The sequence below is a fragment of the Streptomyces sp. NPDC046727 genome (assembly GCF_040645635.1).
Lineage (GTDB): Bacteria > Actinomycetota > Actinomycetes > Streptomycetales > Streptomycetaceae > Streptomyces.
In genome coordinates this window covers 49763-68369 of record NZ_JBEYYR010000028.1, presented here as the reverse complement: position 1 = coordinate 68369, position 18607 = coordinate 49763, and the positions used below count along the sequence as shown (strand labels likewise).

Sequence of the window (18607 nt, the reverse complement as noted above, 5' to 3'; positions counted from 1 at the left end):
CGCCCAAACCCCCCCCCCCCCCCGGGGGCCGCCCTACTTTTATACCCGCCCGCCCCCCGCGGTCGTTGTGCGTGCGGGTGCGGACGCTCAGCGCGCCAGCGGGGGCCGCTGCTCCCTCGGCTCGGGCCCGCGGTCCTCCCTGATCACCTCGCCCTGCACCACCTTGCCGTCGGGCCGGTGCATACGGGCCTGCTGGAACGCGTCGCCCAGGCTGCCCGGCGCGGCCTTGCGAAGGCTCCGCTGCAGGGCGTTCTCCGTCAGGCGGCTCACCGCCTTCTGGACCGGCGGCAGCAGCAGGAGCAGGCCCGCCACGTCCGAGACCAGACCGGGGATCATCAGCAGCAGGCCGCCGAGCATCATCAGGCCGTTGCCCCCGCCGCGCGCCGGCGAACCGCCCTGCTGCAGCGCCTCGTTCAGGCTCTGGAAGGCGCGCCGGCCGGCCCGCTTGATGACCACGGAACCGGCCACGATGCCCGCCACGATCAGCAGGAACACCGTGAGCCCGCCCGCCGCGCCCGCGACCAGGGTCAGCAGCCAGATCTCCAGCACCAGCCACAGGGCGATGCCCAGCGGCAGGTACCTGCGCAGCCGGGAACGCCGGCGGCGGGCGGTGTACGGGGAGGTCGGTGCGCCAGTCGTCATGCTCCCAGTGTGCCTGGGCGCAGCTCAGCACGGGATAAGGGTGTGATCAGCCGGCCTTGTGCCCCACGGTCCTAGGCGCGCTTGTCCTTGCCGGTGAGCTTCGCGACCCGGTCCCCCGCCCCCCAGGCGGTGACCCGCCACAGCGCCTCGACGAGGATGTCCTTGCTCATCTTGGAGTCGCCGAGTTCGCGCTCCACGAAGGTGATCGGCACCTCGACCACGTGGTAGCCGGCCTTGACCGCGCGGCGGGCCAGGTCGACCTGGAAGCAGTAGCCCTGCGAGGCGACCTCCTCCAGGCCCAGGCCCTCCAGGGTCTCGCGGCGGAAGGCGCGGTAGCCGCCGGTGATGTCGCGCAGCGGCAGGTCGAGGGCGAGGCGGGAGTAGAGGCTGCCGCCGCGGGAGATGAACTCACGGGACTTGGGCCAGTTCACCACACGGCCGCCGGGCACCCAGCGGGAGCCGAGGACCAGGTCGGCGCCCTTGAGGGCGGTGAGCAGCCGGGGCAGCTCCTCGGGCTGGTGGGAGCCGTCGGCGTCCATCTCGATCAGCACGCCGTAGCCGTGCTCCAGGCCCCAGCGGAAGCCCGCGAGGTAGGCGGCGCCGAGGCCTTCCTTGCCCTTGCGGTGCAGCACCTGGACGTGGTCGTCCTCGGCGGCCAGCTCGTCGGCGAGCTTGCCGGTGCCGTCGGGGCTGTTGTCGTCCGCGATCAGTACGTGCGCCTCGGGGACGGCCTTGCGTACCCGGCCGACGATGGTCTTGATGTTCTCCGCCTCGTTGTAGGTCGGGATGATCACCAAGGCCGTGCCGAGCGGACCGAACTGCCTCCCCTGGGCCTTGGCCGCGAGGGTCCCGTCGCCGTCGTTCACTGCTGCCCCTTCATGTCGTACGCAGGGATCCACCATAGTGGCCGCGGCCTGGGAAGACGCGCCGACTCGTGGGTACGGGGGTGTTGTTTCCCCAAGAGCCGGGTAAGAAAGTGTGTTTCGGCACCTTTCCAGCGCCCGGCACCTGAGTATCACGACGGATGGGGGCCCGGCGCCCTTCGGGCCGACCTGGGGCCCGCTGGCTGCGGGTCGACCGAAAGCCGTTGTCTACTGAGCGCCCGGGCCCCACCCGGGTCACACCTGGCCCACCAGCTGGAACGTTCCCTCGTCTGCGCGGGCGCTGAGCCTGGCTCCCAGCGACGGTGCCCCGGTGCGGCACACCGTCCCTGACCCAGCGGCGCTGCGACGAGTCGCCTGAACGTTCCCCGGTCGGGCGTCCGGTGGTGGACTCGGACGAACCTACCGGCCCCTGGCCGCCGACTGTCAACAGCCTCCTGACCTGGGTGGACAACCCCGTCGCCGCGGCCGGTGGGGAGGATGCGCAGGTCGGGCGGCGGGGCCCTGGCCGCCGGTCGCCGCCGCGCCGCCCCGGGAGATCACTCGCCCGGCCGTACGAACACCGTCCGTCCCCCGACCACGGTCCGCAGGCAGACCGGCAGGTCACGGCCCGGAGTGAGATCGGGCAGGCCGGGGGTGCCGGAGCGCGGGTCGGTGGACCAGCGGGCCACCCGGTCGTCGGGGGCCTGCACGATCAGCTCGTCGGTGCGCCAGACGGCGTAGTCGGCGGGCGCGCCCGGGACCAGGACGCCGGCGTCGTCGCGGCCGATGGCCCGCCAGCCGCCGCGGGTGTGCGCGGTGAACGCGGCACGGACCGAGATCCGGTGCTCGGGTGTGCGGTGGAAGGCGGCGGCACGGACCGTGCCCCACGGGTCGAGCGGGGTGACCGGGCTGTCGGAGCCGAAGGCGAGCGGTACGCCGGAGCGCAGCAGCGCGGCGAACGGGTTGAGGGTGCGGGCCCGCTCGACGCCCAGCCGCCGGGCGTACATGCCGTCCTCGCCGCCCCACAGCGCGTCGAAGGCCGGCTGGACGGAGGCGATCAGGCCCAGCTCGGCGAAGCCGGCGACGGTCTCGGGGGTGAGCATCTCGGCGTGCTCGACGCGGTGCCGGGCGGCCCGGATCCGGGCGAGGCCCACCTTGTCGGCGGCGGCGCGCACGCCCTCGACCACGGCGGCCACGGCGGCGTCGCCGATGGCGTGGAAGCCGGCCTGCAGGCCCGCCTCCGTGCAGGCCACCACGTGCGCGGCGACGGCGTCGGCGTCCAGGTAGGCGGTGCCGGTGTGGCCGGCGTCGGCGTACGGCTCGTGGAGGCAGGCGGTGTGCGAGCCGAGGGCGCCGTCCACGAACAGGTCACCGGCGGCGCCGTGGGCGCCCAGTTCGCGAGCCTTGTCGGCGTTCTGCTCGGCCCAGTAGCCGATGACGCGGGGCCCCGGCACCTCGCCGGCGAGCTTCAGGAGGGCCGTGAAGTCGTCCTCGGAGGAGATCTGCGGGCCGCCGCACTCGTGCACCGTGCCGATGCCGAGGGAGGCCGCGTGGGCCAGGGCGGTGCGCTGCGCCTCGGCGCGCTGGGCGGGGGTGATGGCGGCGAGGGCGGCCTCGCGCACGGCGTGGTGGGCGTCCCGGGTGAGCGGGGCGTCCTCGCGGGGGACGTCGGCCGGGACCAGGTCCAGCAGGGCGGTCGTGACGACCGCGGAGTGGACGTCGATGCGGGACAGGTACAGCGGGCGTCCGCCGGTGGCCTCGTCCAGCTCCGCGCGGGTCGGCGGCCGGCCGCCGGGCCAGCGGGCGGCGTCCCAGCCGTGGCCCAGCAGGACCCGGTCGTCGGGGCGGGCGGCGGCGAAGTCGCGGACCAGCGCGAGGGCCGCCTCCAGGGACGGGGCGTCGGACAGGTCGAGGCCGGTCAGGGCGAGGCCCGTGGCGGTGGTGTGCACATGGGCGTCGGTGAAGGCCGGGGTGACCAGGGCGCCGTCGAGGTCGACCACCTCGTCCACGCCGTCGGCGAAGGCGTCGGCGGCGCCCTCGGAGCCGACCCAGGCGACCTGGCCGCGCTCCACCACCATCGCGGTGGCGAAGGGGTCCGCGGGGCTGTGGACCTCGCCACGGCGGAGCAGGACGGTCTCGGGGGGCTCGGCGGTGCGCTCACTCATAGGCGACAGTTTCCCGCCTCGGCCGACCTGGACCGAACTCGGGGCACCCCACGGCCCCCGGCGCCGTCAGATCTTCGGCGGGCGTGCCTCGTACGGCGTGGAGAGCACCACCGTCGTCCGCGTCGACACCCCTGCCAGCGAGCGCAGCCGGGCCAGCAGTTCCTCCAGCTCGTGCGGGGTGGAGACGCGCACCTTGAGGATGTAGTTCTCGTCGCCGGCCACGCTGTGGCAGGCCTCGATCTCGGGCACGCCGGCGAGGCGGTCCGCGATGTCGTCGGGGGCGCTGGGATCGAACGGTTTCACCGAGATGAACGCCGTCATCGGCAGCCCGATGGCCTCGGGGTCGACCACCGCGGCATAGCCGCGGATGACGCCACGCTGCTCCAGCCGGCGCACCCGCTGGTGCACGGCCGACGTGGACAGGCCCGTGGCCTTGCCCAAGTCTGTGTAGCTCATCCGCCCGTCCTTGACGAGCAGCTGCACGATCTGACGGTCCAGCTCCTCCATGCCGCCAAAACCTACAGTGCGCTTGATCTCCTCGGATACCCGAGAGGCGCAGGTCATTCCCCGTTCGGGAGAAAAAGCACCGGGACGGGCACCTGCATACGGCATGTGACGAACGACACACACTTGGAGCAGGCTCCGTGATGTTCTCGTGATTACCGCCGAGGGCGGACGGGAAGTGCTTGCTGTGGTCGAGGCCGCAGCGCCTTCACGGCCCAGCCTTAGGGGGAGAATCCCATGCAGAGTGCCCATCGCCCTGGTCGAACCGCGTCCATGAGCCGGCAGCCCGTCGCCGAGCCCGAGCCGGAGGGCGTCGAACCCGACCTCTTCGACGAGGAACCGGACGCCTACGACACCTTCGAGATGTTCCGGGTGATCTGCCCGGACTGCGCCCAGCCGATCGCGCTGCTGGCGGACGAGGAGTCCCTGCCGGAGCACGCGCTGTGCGCCTCGCCGTGGAACCCGTTCGGGCTCACGGTGTGCGCGGGTACGGGCCGTTCGGCGGCCGACGCCCACCCCGCCGACGAGTCCGTCGAGCCGCAGGAGCAGGACACCGCGCTGCTGCTGACGCTCCCCCAGGGTCTGAACTGGCGGACGCAGCCCTTCTCGCACGTCGGCGGCCCGGGCTCGCGCCCGATGCGCGTGCCGGACATGCGCCGCCAGGCGGCCTGAGCCTCCTCACCCCACCCAGTAGGTGCCCTGCACCATGGCGCGCAGGCTGTCGTGGTGCAGGATCAGTGCGTCCGGGTCCGCCGGGACGGCGACCTCCCCGAAGTACGCCTGGCGGTAGGCGACGCGCAGCATGACGATCGCGTGCCGCAGGGCGGCGTACAGGGTGTAGAAGTCCATGTCCCGCGGGGTGTGGCCGGTCAGCCGCGCGTAGCGGGCCTCGACGCGGTCGCGGCGCAGGAAGCCGGGCAGCCCGCGCTGCCCGGAGCCGGTCGTGAGGTCGTGGAAGAAGCGGTGCAGATAGATCGTCCAGCCGAGGTCGACCTCGCGCGGGGCGAGCGCCGCCATCTCCCAGTCCAGCACGGCGACGGGCTCGAAGCCGTCGTAGACGACGTTCCCGATGCGCGCGTCGCCCCAGGTGAGGACGGGTTCGCCGGGATCGTCCGGCCAGAGCTGCTCCAGCCGGTCGAACGCGGCCTCGATGAGGGGCGAGCGGGCGAGACCGTCGATCACCCAGGCGTAGTAGGCGCGTTGGGCCGCCACATGCCGGCGCAGCGCGTCTCCCGGGCCCGGCAGCGCGAGGAACTCCGCTTGGGAGACGGGTACTTGGTCGTGCAGCCGGGCCAACAGCCCGACCGTGGCCGCTTCCAGGTGCGCGCGTTCGGCGTCGCTCGCCGCCTGCAGCCAACTGCCCTCGTAGGTGTACGGCATGACGTCCGGGGGCACGCGTCCCGCGACCCGTTCCATGACGAAGAACGGCGCCCCGAGCGCGCCCGGGTCCTCCTCCAGCCACAGCACCCGGGGCACGGGCACGTCCGTGTGCTCGGCCACGAGCCGCAGGGTGCGGTACTGGCGGGTCATGTCGTACTCGGGGAAGACGGTGTACGCCGCCGGGTCCGCCGCGAGCCGCAACGCGCAGGACCGGACCGGCGGTCGGGGGTGGTCGAGGTCGAACAGGAGGGTCTCGCTGGACATGCCGTTGGAGGCCGGGACGGTGACGCCGACCGCCTCGGCGCCGGGCAGCCGGGTGCCGAGCCAGGCGGTGAGGCGCCGGGTCAGCTCCTCGGGGTCGCGGGTGCTGGTGCGGGGACGCGGTGCCGTGGCCATGTCGTGGAACCCCCTTACGGTGCCGTCGAGTCGAAGCCCGTGAAGCCGCTCGGGTCGTGCCGGCCGAACGAGCCGTGCTCGAAGATCCCGTATCCGGTGCGCCCGTCCAGCCGGAAGCGGGCGGAGTGGTCGGTGACGCCGTAGCCGGCGAGGGGGTGCGGCGCCGTCATGTCGTAGGTACGGCGGTCCACCCAGCCGCTGCCCTGCCAGGTCCCGTGCTGCCAGTCGTCGGCCGGCGGGTAGCCCGCGCCGATCGCGAGCGGTGAGGAGGCGAGGATCTCCACCTCCAGCTCCTGCGGCTTGCGGGGATCGCCGAGGCGGACGACGGCGCGCTCGGGGTGCCGGGTGCCGGAGCGGTAGCTGATCTCGGCGTGCGGCCAGCCCAGTTGGCGGTCCCGCCGGCCGGGGACGACGAGGGTGGCGTCGTTCAGGGTGCGGTAGCCGTCGGCGTCCTCCTGGGTGACGACCATCAGGAAGCGGTCCTCGAAGCGGACCGGGCACCAGATCCAGTGGAAGCCCTCGGTGGGGTGGTCCGCGGCGAGCCGGCCGCCGTCCTCGCCCGGCAGCGGGCGGACGCCCCAGCTGCGGTCCCGGGTGCCGGTCCAGCCCTCCGCGGAGACGGCGAACTCCGTGCCGTCCGCGCGGATCAGCCCCGTCACCCGGCCCGCCTGGACGAAGCGGCGCCCCTCCAGGGTGAGCCGGTCGCCCCGGCGCTGGAGGTGGTGCGGCTCCCACAGGGCCGGGAAGGCGGCGGTCCAGGTGAGGTCGTACGACAGGTGTTCGTCCGCGCAGACGAGGCGCAGGCGCTGGAGGGGCCGTACGACCTCGATGCGCAGCGGTCCGACGGCGAGCCGCATCCGGTCCTCGCCGAGGGCGTCCGAGGCGCGCACGGCGTGCAGGGTGTCGCCGGTGCGGAGGGTGGCGTAGGCGTCGATCACGCCCAGGTTGGGGTAGACGCCGAGGCCGAGGATGAGCAGGGCGCGGCCGGTGTGGTCGAAGACGTGGAAGATGCAGCGGTCGTAGGCGTTCCGGTCGCCGGTCGCCACGTGCTTCATGGAGAGCGGCACCTGGTGCACGGGGTACTCGTCGAGCGGTACGGGTCGGTCGTCGGCCACGGACACCCCCCTGGTCGATGGTCAGCTGACGGTACGTCAGCTGACCGGAGGAGGCCAGGGGGTGAACCGGACGGGTATGGACTGACGCGCGATTCCGCCAGGGGGTGACCTGTCCGGCTGTCACCGCGTTGCCCGGGTATGACCCCCACGTACTGGGCGACCGGGCGTCAGCGCCACATCTTCGTCCCCCGCCCCGCAGAATCGGTTCCGCCTCCCGCCCCGCAGGACCCGCCCATCTACCGCGACCTCCTGCGGACCTGGGCCGACCGGGGCCGCACCCTGCCGGGCCGCCATGACCCGGAGTGGGTCAGGCTGGCGGCCCCGACGGTCCGCACGGGCCAGTTCAGCGACCTTCCGGCCCGGCTACGTGACGGGCGATGACCATCCGCTGGATCTGGTTGGTGCCCTCGACGATCTGCAGGACCTTGGCCTCGCGCATGTAGCGCTCGGCCGGGAAGTCGGCGGTGTAGCCGTATCCGCCCAGTATCTGCACCGCGTCCGTGGTGACCTTCATGGCCGTGTCGGTGCAGTGCAGCTTGGCCATGGCGGCCTGCTTGGCGAACGGCTTGCCCGCGTCCCGCAGCCGGGCCGCGGCGAGGTACAGCGCGCGACCGGCCTCGATCTGGGTGGCCATGTCGGCGATCATGAAGCGCAGGCCCTGGAAGTCGGCGATGGGCCGGCCGAACTGGCGGCGCTGGCCGGCGTAGCGGACCGCCTCGTCCAGCGCGGCCTGGGCGAGGCCGATGGCGCAGGCCGCGATGCCGAGCCGGCCGGAGTCGAGCGCGGACAGGGCGATGGAGAAGCCCTGGCCCTCCTCGCCGAGGCGCCGGTCGTCCGGGACGCGGACGCCGTCGAAGTGCACCTGCGCGGTGGGCGAGCCCTTCATGCCCATCTTCTTCTCGGGCGCCGCGCCGCTCAGCCCGGGCGCGTCGCCGGGCACGAGGAAGGCGGTGATCCCGCGCGGGCCGTCCTCGCCGGTGCGGGCCATCACGGTGTAGAAGTCGGCGATGCCGCCGTGCGTGATCCAGGCCTTGGTGCCGGTGATCACCCACCCGCTCTCCTCCCGCACGGCCTTGGTGCGCAGGGAGGCCGCGTCGGAGCCGGAGGACGGCTCGGACAGGCAGTAGGCGCCGAGCAGGCCGCCGCCCAGCATCGCGGGCAGGTGCTCGACCTGCTGCTGCTTGGTGCCGTAGGTGGCGAGCGCGTAGGACGCGAGCGTGTGGACGCTGACGCCGAGGCCGACGGTGAGCCGGGCCGCGGCCAGCTCCTCCAGGACCTGGAGGTAGACCTCGTACGGCTGGTCGCCGCCGCCGTACTCGGCGGAGTACGGCAGGCCCAGCAGGCCGGATTCGGAGAGCAGGGTGAAGATCTCGCGCGGGAAGCGTCCCGCGTCCTCCTCCTCCGCGGCCCGGGGCGCGATCTCGCGCTGGGCGATCTCCCGGACGAGGGCGAGCAGATCCCTCGCCTCTTCCGTGGGCAGTTGACGCTCCACCGGCTGCGGGTCGCGGTCGGACATGGCGTCGGGCTCCTCCCTGTTCGGACACCGGCGGCACGGCCCGTGGATGGGGGCGGCTCCGCCTGATCGCGCTCTGCCGAAGGCGCCCGCTCCCGGGTCTCGGAAGCTGCTGACCAGCGGCATGCGCTGTGAGTATGCCCGATCGGCGACCTCCAGTCACCAGTTAACGACCGCTTACTTCAGGATTCCACTCGCGGCCTCCACCGGGGCCGAAATTGGTCCGAACCATTGACCTACTGGTCTAGTCCTCCTACTGTGCATGACCAACGCTTTACCGCGTTCATGCCAATCGGCGCGCGTTCCCCTCCCCCCACGAGGAGACACCCGATGCACACTCCCCGCTCCCTGGTCCGGGCGCTGGTCTCGGCCGCGTGTACCGCCGCCCTCGGTGCCGGTCTGCTGGCCGGCACCGGCACGGCGACCGCGGCGGCACCGAGCACCCCGCGACTGACGGCCGGCTCCAAGGTCGTCGGCTACTTCACCGAATGGGGCACCTACGACCGCAAGTACTACGTCAAGAACATCGAGACCTCCGGCTCCGCGGCCAAGCTGACCCATGTCAACTACGCCTTCGGCAACGTCACCGGCGGCAAGTGCGCCATGGGCGACTCCTACGCGGCCACCGACCGGGCCTACACCGCCGCCGAGTCCGTCGACGGCGTCGCCGACACCTGGGACCAGCCGCTGCGCGGCAACTTCAACCAGCTGCTGAAGCTGAAGAAGAAGCACCCGGGCCTGAAGGTCCTGTGGTCCTTCGGCGGCTGGACCTGGTCCAGCGGCTTCGGCGAGGCCGCGAAGAACCCGGCCGCCTTCGCCCAGTCCTGCTACGACCTGGTGAAGAACTCCAAGTGGGCGGGCGTCTTCGACGGCATCGACATCGACTGGGAGTACCCGAACGCCTGCGGCAACACCTGCGACACCAGCGGCCGGAACGCCTTCAAGAACGTCATGGCCGCCCTGCGGTCGAAGTTCGGCTCCGGCAACCTGGTCACCGCGGCGATCACCGCCGACGCCTCCAGCGGCGGCAAGATCGACGCGGCCGACTACGCGGGCGCGGCCCAGTACGTCGACTGGTACAACCCGATGACGTACGACTACTTCGGCGCCTGGGACGCGGCCGGCCCGACCGCCCCGCACTCCCCGCTGAACTCCTACTCGGGCATCCCGAAGGCGAACTTCTCCACCTCGGCGACCATCGCCAAGCTGAAGGGCCTCGGCATACCGGCGTCCAAGCTGCTGCTCGGCATCGGCTTCTACGGGCGCGGCTGGACCGGCGTCACGCAGGCGGCGCCCGGCGGCACGGCCACGGGCCCGGCTGCGGGGACGTACGAGCAGGGCATCGACGACTACAAGGTGCTCAGGACCAAGTGCCCGGCGACCGGCACCGTGGGCGGCACGGCGTACGCCAAGTGCGGGAACAACTGGTGGAGTTACGACACCCCGGCGACCATCGGCACGAAGATGACGTACAAGAACCAGCAGGGCCTCGGCGGCACCTTCTTCTGGGAGCTGAGCGGCGACACCACGAACGGTGAGCTGATCAAGGCGATCAACTAGCCCCGCACCGGGGCGCAACGGGGAGCGGGGGCCATCGGCCTCCGCTCCCCCGCGTTCAGGCGTCGCGGCGGGCGGGCGGCGGGGCCGGGTAGGCGGGGTCCAGTTCCTCGATGGCGCGCAGGGCGCCGCCGAGCGTCTTCACCAGCAGCTCGCGCATGGCGTCGCGGGACAGTCCGGGGCGGTCGATCCAGTCCAGGGTGGCACCCTCCACGCCACACACCCAGGAGAGCAGGCCCATCCGGGCCAGCGGGGCGATGTCGCCGCGGCCGTAGGCCCCTTCGGCGATGGTGGCGATGATCGCCTCGCGCACACCGTCCCGTATCGCGTGCACCTCGGTGTCGAAGCCGACGCCGCCGCTGACGATGGTGCGGTACGCGGCCTGGTGGTGTTCGGCGTAGCGCAGATAGCCGTCGATGGTGCGGTGCACCCGGTCCACGGCGGGCAGCTGGAGGCCGCCGGCGGCGGAGGTGACCAGGTCGGCGACCGAGTCCTGGACGATCGCCAGGTAGTAGCCGCGCTTGGACCGGAAGTAGTAGTAGATCAGGCCCTTGGCGACCTGCGCCTGGCGCGCGATGTCGTCCATGGAGAGCGCGTCGTAGGACGTGTCGGCGAACAACTTCCGCCCGATGGCGATGAGTTCGGCGCGACGCGCGGTCGAGCGCTCGGTGCCGCGCACCTGGGTGGCGGCACGCTGCTGCGGCATGTTCAAGATCGACCCTGGTCTAGGCGCGACGGGACATCCGCAGTATGTCAGAACATGCCGCACGTGTGAGCGGTTGACGCCGAGGCGCGTGCGCGGCCGTTCAGAGCAGGCCGAGCTGGGTCACGAGCATCGCGAACACCGCGACGAGGACCCAGCCCATGACGTGCTCGACGATCTTGGGGCCGTCTTCCCGGGGGCCGCCGGTGCGGACGCGGGCGGCGGTGGCGGGGTGTGCGGTCATGCTGTCACTCTCAGACGTCTGACGTACGGACATGGACTTCCCCACCCATTCGTCCACCTTGCCACCCGCGACGGCGTTCGCGGCGATGAGCTTGGTCACACGTCGCGCCGCAGGTCAGTGCACGCCCACCACCGCGAGCGCCCGGCGCTGGTGCGGGGTCGGATGGGCCGGGAAGTAGAGGTAGCAGACCCCTCCGGTGCCGGAGACGACCTTGCCGGAGGCGTTGTACCGCTTGGTCCGCAGCCAGATGTTCTCGAATTCCCGGCGCAGATAGACCCGCCGCACCGCCGCGTCGTCGGCCGAGGCGGGATCGTTCGCGATCACGTCGCCGTCCGCCGTGAAGCCGATCACGGTCATCAGGTGCCCGGAGGTGCCGTACCCGGCGCCGGTCAGCTCGCCCTTCAGGAAGGACTGGGACGTTATGGCCGGGATGCCGGCCGCGATCAGCGTCTCCAGGTCGGTCAGGGAGGCGAGCCGGGTGACCACGCCCTGCAGGCCCTCGAAGGTGGCCGCGTAGGCGGCGTTGAAGGGCCAGTTGCCGCAGCCCTCGTACTGGTGGTCGTAGGTGAACCGGGCCGCGTGGTCGACCTGCGGGTCGGCGTAGGACGGGTCGACCCAGGACAGCTGCTCGGGGGTGAGCCGGCCGCCCCAGTACTCGATGATCATCTGCGAGGAGGTGGGGCTGCACCAGGCCTCGCCGCCGTTGTCGTACTCGGGGTACTGGCCCTTGTGGATCTCCTGCGAGTAGCGCGGGACGGCCAGTTCCTGGGCGAGGCCGGGGGTGGAGGCCGGCACGGTGAAGCGGTCGGGGATGTCCGAGCCCATCGCGCCGAGCCGCCAGACGGTGGGGGTGCGGTGCGTGCCGGGCCGGCGGTAGAGGGTGAGGCGCAGCCGGTACGACGACAGGCGCAGCCCGGTGCTCGCGTCGTCGATGGAGAAGGTGTCGGTCCAGATGGTGCTCTTGCCGTCGGTCTGGTCGTCCACCGAGGTCCGCTTGATGTCCTGGTCGCCGGCCGCCCAGCGGCCCATCACGTACCAGGGGGTGTCGGTGCCGTCGGAGTACGTGCCCCCCAGCTCGACCTGGAGCCAGGTGCCGTCGGGGGTGTGCGCGTTCCAGGAGGCGACGACCTCGGTCGCGGGCACGGTGAGCCGGTGCTCCGGGGAGGTCCAGGTGGCGTACTCCCAGGTGGCGGTGGTGCCGGTGTGCGGGTCGGTGTAGTCGGTGCGGCCGGCGGGGGCGCCGATCACGACGCCGGGGCGCCGGCCGGAGACGGCCCGGGCGCCCTCGGCGGTGCCGCAGCGCCAGTCGCGGTACGTGGTCCAGGCGTGGTGGTCGATCGGGCGGGCCTGCGGCCGGCCGGGGTCGTCGGCGGCGGATTCCGGTGCGGCGGCGGCCGTGGCGGCCGAGGTGCCGGTCACCGCGGCGGCGACGGCCACGGCAAGGACGGTTCTGCGGGACGGCTGTTGGGCTCTGCTCATGGGCGCGATGACCCCCAGGGTGTCCGAGTCGGGCTGGTCCGGTGCGCCAACTATGGAGCAGGGGGGATCCGCCTGCCAGCACTTCGGGGCATGCCGCGGCACGAATATTGGTCTGGGCCACTGGCGGGGCGTGGCCGGGGGTGGGCGTCACTTGCCCGCGGCGGCGGGGCTGTGAAGCCGCCGCCACTGCGACGCCCTGGGGGCGCGGGGAACTGCGCGGCCAGCCCCCACACGCCCGCACCCGGACACGGTCAGACGAGATCCATCGCCGCGACCTCGTCGGGGCGGCCGTAGCTGACCGGACCCTGGAAGCGGCGGCGGGCCGTGGCGAACCACCACACCGTGGCCACCAGCAGGACGGCGGCGAGCGCGATCGGCGCGTAGTTGAAGGAGTCGACGGTGATCGGCGAGGCCTGCGGCAGCATGAACAGGACGCTGCTGAGCAGGATCCAGGTCACCGCGAGCCACCCGATCGGCCTGCCCCACCGGCCCAGGTGCCAGGGGCCGGGCTGGAACGCGTCACCGAGCCGCAGCCGCAGGAAGATCGGTACGGCGTAGGCGAGGAAGAGGCCGACCACGTTGACGCTGACGATGGCGGTGAACGCCGTGTGCGACCACCAGCCCGGCACCACCAGGGCCAGCGAGCAGGCGACCGCGAGCCACACCGCCTTCACCGGGGTACGGGTGCGCGGCGAGACCGAGTGCCACCAGCGGGAGCCGGGCATGGCGCCGTCCCGGGAGAAGGCGAAGATCTGCCGGGTGTTGCTGGTGAGGTTGGCGAGACCGCAGAAGAGCATCGCGCCGATGACGATGAGGAGCATCACCTTGGCGGTGCGCAGGCCGAGGCCGTCGATGAGGATCTGGACGGGCGGGGCGGCCGCGCCGGCCACCTCGGCGTAGTCGCCGATGCTGTAGACCAGTGCCAGCATCAGGATCAGGCCCGTGACCGCCGAATAGCCGATGGCACGCATGATGCCCTTCGGGGCGCTGACCGTCGCGCGGACCGTTTCCTCGGACATGTGGAAGCTGCCGTCGAACCCGGTGAAGGTCCAGCTGGTGACCAGCAGGCCGAGCATGCCGCCGTAAAGCCCGCTAGTGAAGCCGGTGTTGTTCTCGAAATGCGTGATGAAGGACGCCGACTGATGCTGGTCGGGCATCACTATGAGTGCACCCACGATCACGACGAGTCCGATCAGCAGCCACCACACGGAAATGCGGTTCAGTACGGCGACGAGCTGGACGGTGTACGTGTTCGCGAGGCCCTGCAGCACGATGATCAGAGCCGTGATCAGGACCGTCTGGTGCACGGTCGGCCGGTACGAGGGCCACTGCAGCTGCACGAACACCTGGATGAAGGTGGCGGCGGCGTATCCGGTGGCGGCGGTGCCGCCGATCTGGCCCACGAAGTTCAGCCAGCCCGTGAACCACGACCAGGCGCCCTTGTGCCGTTTGGCGAGTTTGCCGGCGGAGAAATAGAGGGCGCCGCTCGTCGGATAGGCGGAGGCGACTTCCGCCATGGCCGCGCCGATGAGGAGCACCATCACCGAGACACCGATCCAGCCGAACACGAGAATGCGGGGCCCGCCCGCGTTCATACCGAATCCGAAGGACGAGAAAATGCCCGAGAGGATATTGATGATGGTGAAGGAGATCGCGAAATTGTCGAACGCCTGGAAGCGTCGGGTGAGCTTGCGCGGATAACCCATCGCGTGCAGGGTGGCGTCGTCGTCGAGCACGACGGTGTCCGCCGCGCGGGCGCGCGCCCGGGGAGTCGACATCCGTTCCGACACAGATCGGCCTTTCTCTCGATGGGGGGATGAGGGGGGACGAGGGTGGTCAGCCGGGTCCGGGGACGGGCAGACCGCAGGCGCGCCGGGCCCGGGAGAGCTGCTCGGCGGGGTCGCCGAAGGCGCTCCAGGGCATGCGCGAGGCGTACGGGCCCATCGCCGTGAAGACCGCCCGGGCCTCGAACTCGCGCTGGGCCATGACCAGCGCGTGCGCGAGGTAGGCGAGATCGAGCACCGGGGTGAAGCGGTATCCGGCCACCGCGGGCAGCCAGTTCTGGTAGATCGCCAGCGCGGTGGACCGCCACTGGGGCTGCTCCCAGACCCGGTCGGCGAGCAACTGGGTGGGGTTGTAGCTCTCCACCAGGGCCACCAGGGGCAGCAGCCGGAGGGCGGAGTCGGCGGGCGCCCGCTGGCTGAGGAAGGCGGCCACGTCCCAGGCCGCGGTGACCGAGCCGCCGTACCGGGTGAAGAAGCAGGACAGGAAGCGGTGATGGGCCTCGCGGTGCCAGGGGTCCAGGGACAGGACGTGCGCGAACAGCCGCCAGGGGCCGGGCGGGGCGGTGAGCAGACCCTGCGGGGCGGGGTCGCGCAGCCGGTGCAGCCGGGCCATGGCGAGCCGGGCCACCCAGGGGGTGGGGTCGGCGGGGGCGGCCTCGGCGGCCCGGTCGCAGGCGGTCAGCGCGATCCGCTCCAGCGCCTCGGCCCGGTCGTCGCGCGCGTCGGCGGCGTGCAGGGCGCGCTGTACCGCGACCCGGGCCCACATCAGCGCGGCCTCGGGCGTCGGCTCCTCGGCGAGCCAGCGTTCCACCAGATCGGTGCCGGCCGCCTCGGAGGCGAGCACCAGCGAGCGGTGGGCGCGCAGGGCGAAGTCGGAACGGGTCTCGGCGAGCGCCTCGGAGGCGTATCGATAACGTCCGGCGCGCACATCGACGCATACGCTCGCCAGGACGCGGTCGTCGGCCGCCGGATGCCATACGTAGTGCCCTTCGAATAACTCCGCGGCCATGTCCCCCCTGCCGGTCCCCGCTCGACGCATCACGTTGCGCAGGAGGCACCTTACTCAGCGTCGGGCACACCGGAAACGCCGAATTCGACATATCGGTCAGGGATTCGGAATGTTTTATCGACGCCATTGACTGGCCGCCAGCCGGTGGTTCAACATGCGACTTTTGCCGCGCCCACCGACGCCCGCCCGACCCGTCGCCACGGGCCGCCACTAGACTGTTTCCCGGAAATCGCCCCACATCGCACCACACCTCGGGAATCGCCATTCACGACCTCGCCGCCCGGCTGCGCGGGCTCCCCCCTTCACTGGGACCGGTCCGGCTGATCGGCGTCGACGGGCACGCCGGCTCCGGGAAGTCCACCTTCGCCGGGCGGCTGGCGGACGCGCTGGGCGGGGCCCCGGTGCTCCATCTCGACGACATCGCCAGCCATGAGCAGCTCTTCGCCTGGACCGGCCGGCTCATCACCCAGGTGATCGAACCCCTGGCGCGCGGCGAGAGCGCGCACTACACCCCCTACGACTGGCGGGCCCGCGCCTTCGGCGCCCCCCGCCCGCTGCCCGCCGCGCCCGTCGTCCTGGTCGAGGGCGTCGGCGCCGGCCGCCGGGCGCTGCGACCGCATCTCGCCCGGCTGCTGTGGATGGAGGTGCCCAGGGCGGAGTCCTGGGCGTGCGGCCGGCTGCGGGACGGGGTGGAGCAACAGGAGTTCTGGGACGGCTGGGTCGCGGCGGAGCGCGCGCACTTCGCCGCCGATCCTTCGCGCCCCCATGCCGATCTCCTGGTGCTGCGGCGGCGTGAGGGGTACGAGGTACTGCCGGGACCGGGCGCGGCTCGTGAAGCCGGGCCGCATGTGACGCTGAGTGATGGACCGTCCGCGATGTGGTGAAGTTGTGAAGAGCCTTGCCGGACAACTTCTTCGAGTGCCCCAACTCCGCTTGACCCGGGGGCCGTACAGGACTTACGTTCTCAATGTGCGGCTTTCGGAGCCGCCCACCGACGCGAAGCCCCCGGTTGTTCCCCCGTGACCGGGGGCTTCGTTCTGCCCGCACGCCGGTTTTCCGGCGGCCCCGCGCACCGGTTCTCTCACCCTCGGTCACGAAACCCCGTGCGCCCCGTCTGCTCCCACCTCGTCGAACGCCCCGTGCGGCACCCTTCGGCAGGCACACGTACCGCGGGTACGATGCCCTCGGTGCGACCTTCGGGCGGCTGCCTCGCGCACCGGCAACTCCGGTCCGCGGCACAGCGGTTCGACCGCGGCGGCCGTCGGGCGACTGCCCGGTGGTGAACCACGGGGACACGGTCTGTGGGGGGACGTGATGGACTTCGGCACGCAGGGCCCCGAGGCCCCGGCCGACCTCGCCTGGCTGCGGGGGGTGGACGCCTACACGATGGGTGCCTATCCGCAGGCGGAGGAGGAGTTCCGCACCGCGGTGCGGATGGACCCGGGCATGGCGGACGCCTGGCTCGGGCTGCACGCGCTCCGGGTCGACACCACCACCGCGCTGCTGCGGATGTTCCGGCACCGCGAGCGCTTCGGCGAACAGCGCACCCGGCACCGCCGCCCCCTCAACTCCTGGTACTGGCTGGGCTGGTGGGTGCAGCCGGTGCTGGAGAGCCCGCGCGATCTGCTGCTGGCGCACGCCTCCCACTGGCTGGACGGCCGGCACGTGCCCGAGCTGGACCGCGCCCTCGCCGGGCTCCCCCCGGTGGACGCCGACGCCCAGGTCCGCTTCCTGCACTCCTGCCGCGCCTATCTGGTCAAGGACTGGGAGCAGCTGGTCCGGCACACCGACCCGCTGCTGGACGATCCCATGCTGGGCATCGAGGCCGGCCTGTTCGGCGGCATGGCCCGGGTCCGGCTGGAGATGTACGGCCAGGCCGAACCGCTGCTGTCGGCGGCGCTGATGCGGTGCCGCAGCGAGCAGCCGCAGCGCAAGGAGCTGCGGTACTGGCTGGCCCGGGCCCATGAGGGCACCGGCCGCAGCGCCGCCGCGCTCCCCCTGTACCGGGCGGTGCACCGGGTCGACCCGGCCTTCATGGACACCTCCGCCCGGCTCGCCGCGATCGCCGCGGGCGACGGGTACGACGACACGGCCGACCTCGCCTCGATCACGCTGACCGGCGCGGGGCAGGACACCGTGGACGGGCCGGACGGGTTCGATCCGCTGTTCGGGACGGAGGGCCGGGATCTGCGGCTGCCGGAGCCCGATCTGCCGACCGGGCCCCTGCCGTCGGTGACCGATCCCTCGGTGCGGACGAAGACCGGCGTGTCCGGGGTGTCCGCCTCGCCGATCCCGGCCGGGCCGACCGACCCCGCCCTGCTGGAGGAGGCGCTCGCCGAGCTGGAGCGCATGGTGGGGCTCGAACCGGTGAAGCGCCAGGTCAAGGCGTTGTCCGCGCAGTTGAACATGGCGCGGCTGCGGGCCGGGCAGGGCCTGCCGGTGCAGCCGCCCAAGCGGCACTTCGTCTTCTCCGGCCCGTCCGGCACGGGCAAGACCACGGTCGCGCGCATCCTGGGCCGGGTGTTCTACGCCCTGGGCCTGCTCGGCGGCGACCACCTCGTGGAGGCCCAGCGCGCCGACCTGGTCGGCGAGTACCTCGGGCAGACGGCCGTGAAGGCCAACGAGCTGATCGACTCCGCGATCGGCGGGGTGCTGTTCGTGGACGAGGCGTACTCGCTGTCCAACTCCGGGTACGGCAAGGGGGACGCGTACGGCGACGAGGCACTTCAGGTGCTGCTGAAGCGGGCCGAGGACAACCGGGACCACCTGGTGGTGATCCTGGCCGGCTACCCGGAGGGCATGGACCGGCTGCTCGCCGCGAACCCCGGCCTGTCGTCCCGGTTCACGACCCGGGTGGACTTCCCGTCCTACCGGCCGCTGGAACTCACCGAGATCGGCAAGGTCCTCGCGGCGGAGAACGGGGACCGGTGGGACGAGGAGGCGCTGGAGGAACTGCGGTCCATCGCCGGGCACGTGGTCGATCAGGGGTGGATCGACGAGCTGGGCAACGGGCGGTTCCTGCGGACGCTGTACGAGAAGAGCTGCGCGTACCGGGATCTGCGGTTGTCGACGTACGCGGGGGCCCTGTCCCGGGACGACCTGGCGACGCTGCGGTTGCCGGATCTGATGCAGGCGTACGGGGAAGTGCTGTCGGGCCGGGGTCCGCAGGATCCGTCGGCCATGTAGCGCCGCCGGCCGGGGCGGGGGTGGGGTCGGGCGCTGCGTCTGGATCAGCCCGGGTCCGAGCTGATCC

At 72.2% G+C, this 18607-nt stretch carries 16 protein-coding genes; 4 read left to right on the top strand and 12 right to left on the bottom strand.

Features of this window, described 5'->3' with window-relative positions; translation table 11 throughout:
* Positions 1-87: 87 nt before the first annotated feature.
* The 4 genes from fxsA to ABZ937_RS29235 form a co-directional block, all read right to left on the bottom strand.
* Entirely contained in the window at positions 88-642 is a 555-nt protein-coding gene (gene fxsA / locus ABZ937_RS29250; RefSeq protein WP_361696326.1) for an FxsA family membrane protein, read from the bottom strand.
* Between the two features lie 71 nt (positions 643-713).
* Positions 714-1508, bottom strand: a complete 795-nt coding sequence (locus ABZ937_RS29245) for a polyprenol monophosphomannose synthase (protein WP_361696325.1) — start codon at positions 1506-1508, stop codon at positions 714-716.
* Between the two features lie 554 nt (positions 1509-2062).
* The gene (locus tag ABZ937_RS29240; protein WP_361696324.1) at positions 2063-3670 is read right to left on the bottom strand and encodes an amidohydrolase; all 1608 of its coding nucleotides are present in this window, start codon (positions 3668-3670) and stop codon (positions 2063-2065) included.
* A gap of 66 nt (positions 3671-3736) precedes the next feature.
* Positions 3737-4177: an Lrp/AsnC family transcriptional regulator gene (locus ABZ937_RS29235; protein WP_201825251.1), complete on the bottom strand. Its 441-nt coding sequence runs from the start codon at positions 4175-4177 to the stop codon at positions 3737-3739.
* A 234-nt stretch (positions 4178-4411) separates the two neighbouring features.
* Between ABZ937_RS29235 and ABZ937_RS29230 the strand changes: the two genes are divergently transcribed.
* A complete protein-coding gene (locus ABZ937_RS29230) occupies positions 4412-4846 on the top strand; it encodes a hypothetical protein (protein WP_361696323.1) in 435 nt (144 codons plus the stop codon).
* Positions 4847-4852: 6 nt separating this feature from the next.
* Here the strand turns inward: ABZ937_RS29230 and ABZ937_RS29225 are convergent, their stop codons facing one another.
* The 3 genes from ABZ937_RS29225 to ABZ937_RS29215 form a co-directional block, all read right to left on the bottom strand.
* Positions 4853-5950, bottom strand: coding sequence for a phosphotransferase family protein (locus ABZ937_RS29225; RefSeq protein ID WP_361696322.1), 1098 nt, complete (start codon positions 5948-5950; stop codon positions 4853-4855).
* A 14-nt stretch (positions 5951-5964) separates the two neighbouring features.
* Positions 5965-7065 (bottom strand): hypothetical protein, encoded by a 1101-nt coding sequence (locus ABZ937_RS29220; RefSeq protein WP_361696321.1) that lies wholly within the window; start codon positions 7063-7065, stop codon positions 5965-5967.
* A gap of 343 nt (positions 7066-7408) precedes the next feature.
* Entirely contained in the window at positions 7409-8581 is a 1173-nt protein-coding gene (locus ABZ937_RS29215; protein ID WP_361696320.1) for an acyl-CoA dehydrogenase family protein, read from the bottom strand.
* A gap of 327 nt (positions 8582-8908) precedes the next feature.
* Between ABZ937_RS29215 and ABZ937_RS29210 the strand changes: the two genes are divergently transcribed.
* Complete coding sequence (locus ABZ937_RS29210) at positions 8909-10138, top strand: glycoside hydrolase family 18 protein (protein ID WP_361696319.1); 1230 nt, start codon at positions 8909-8911, stop codon at positions 10136-10138.
* A 55-nt stretch (positions 10139-10193) separates the two neighbouring features.
* On the opposite strand, the gene ABZ937_RS29205 is transcribed toward ABZ937_RS29210, so the two are convergent.
* The 5 genes from ABZ937_RS29205 to ABZ937_RS29185 all read right to left on the bottom strand — a co-directional run bounded on the left by ABZ937_RS29205 (position 10194) and on the right by ABZ937_RS29185 (position 15354).
* The gene (locus ABZ937_RS29205; RefSeq protein WP_361696318.1) at positions 10194-10841 is read right to left on the bottom strand and encodes a TetR/AcrR family transcriptional regulator; all 648 of its coding nucleotides are present in this window, start codon (positions 10839-10841) and stop codon (positions 10194-10196) included.
* A 100-nt stretch (positions 10842-10941) separates the two neighbouring features.
* Positions 10942-11082: an SCO1431 family membrane protein gene (locus ABZ937_RS29200; protein ID WP_361696317.1), complete on the bottom strand. Its 141-nt coding sequence runs from the start codon at positions 11080-11082 to the stop codon at positions 10942-10944.
* Positions 11083-11196: 114 nt separating this feature from the next.
* Positions 11197-12561 carry a peptidase C39 family protein gene (locus ABZ937_RS29195; RefSeq protein WP_361696316.1) on the bottom strand — a complete coding sequence of 455 codons (1365 nt, stop codon included), beginning with the start codon at positions 12559-12561 and terminating at the stop codon, positions 11197-11199.
* Positions 12562-12812: 251 nt separating this feature from the next.
* Positions 12813-14351: an amino acid permease gene (locus tag ABZ937_RS29190; RefSeq protein WP_361696315.1), complete on the bottom strand. Its 1539-nt coding sequence runs from the start codon at positions 14349-14351 to the stop codon at positions 12813-12815.
* A gap of 46 nt (positions 14352-14397) precedes the next feature.
* Positions 14398-15354 carry a hypothetical protein gene (locus ABZ937_RS29185; RefSeq protein ID WP_361696314.1) on the bottom strand — a complete coding sequence of 319 codons (957 nt, stop codon included), beginning with the start codon at positions 15352-15354 and terminating at the stop codon, positions 14398-14400.
* A 215-nt stretch (positions 15355-15569) separates the two neighbouring features.
* Here ABZ937_RS29185 and ABZ937_RS29180 point away from each other — a divergent pair, with 215 nt between their 5' ends.
* Both ABZ937_RS29180 and ABZ937_RS29175 read left to right on the top strand, forming a co-directional pair.
* Positions 15570-16238: a hypothetical protein gene (locus tag ABZ937_RS29180; RefSeq protein ID WP_361696374.1), complete on the top strand. Its 669-nt coding sequence runs from the start codon at positions 15570-15572 to the stop codon at positions 16236-16238.
* 430 nt (positions 16239-16668) lie between these two features.
* Positions 16669-18540 (top strand): AAA family ATPase, encoded by a 1872-nt coding sequence (locus ABZ937_RS29175; protein ID WP_361696313.1) that lies wholly within the window; start codon positions 16669-16671, stop codon positions 18538-18540.
* Positions 18541-18607: the final 67 nt, after the last annotated feature.

Excerpts from the sequence above, each read along its gene's own strand:
- fxsA (WP_361696326.1), bottom strand. The coding sequence starts at position 642 with ATGACGACTGGCGCACCGACCTCCCCGTACACCGCCCGCCGCCGGCGT.
- ABZ937_RS29240 (WP_361696324.1), bottom strand. The coding sequence starts at position 3,670 with ATGAGTGAGCGCACCGCCGAGCCCCCCGAGACCGTCCTGCTCCGCCGT.
- ABZ937_RS29235 (WP_201825251.1), bottom strand. The coding sequence starts at position 4,177 with ATGGAGGAGCTGGACCGTCAGATCGTGCAGCTGCTCGTCAAGGACGGG.
- ABZ937_RS29230 (WP_361696323.1), top strand. The coding sequence starts at position 4,412 with ATGCAGAGTGCCCATCGCCCTGGTCGAACCGCGTCCATGAGCCGGCAG.
- ABZ937_RS29225 (WP_361696322.1), bottom strand. The coding sequence starts at position 5,950 with ATGGCCACGGCACCGCGTCCCCGCACCAGCACCCGCGACCCCGAGGAG.
- ABZ937_RS29215 (WP_361696320.1), bottom strand. The coding sequence starts at position 8,581 with ATGTCCGACCGCGACCCGCAGCCGGTGGAGCGTCAACTGCCCACGGAA.
- ABZ937_RS29210 (WP_361696319.1), top strand. The coding sequence starts at position 8,909 with ATGCACACTCCCCGCTCCCTGGTCCGGGCGCTGGTCTCGGCCGCGTGT.
- ABZ937_RS29205 (WP_361696318.1), bottom strand. The coding sequence starts at position 10,841 with ATGCCGCAGCAGCGTGCCGCCACCCAGGTGCGCGGCACCGAGCGCTCG.
- ABZ937_RS29200 (WP_361696317.1), bottom strand. The coding sequence starts at position 11,082 with ATGACCGCACACCCCGCCACCGCCGCCCGCGTCCGCACCGGCGGCCCC.
- ABZ937_RS29195 (WP_361696316.1), bottom strand. The coding sequence starts at position 12,561 with ATGAGCAGAGCCCAACAGCCGTCCCGCAGAACCGTCCTTGCCGTGGCC.
- ABZ937_RS29185 (WP_361696314.1), bottom strand. The coding sequence starts at position 15,354 with ATGGCCGCGGAGTTATTCGAAGGGCACTACGTATGGCATCCGGCGGCC.
- ABZ937_RS29175 (WP_361696313.1), top strand. The coding sequence starts at position 16,669 with ATGGACTTCGGCACGCAGGGCCCCGAGGCCCCGGCCGACCTCGCCTGG.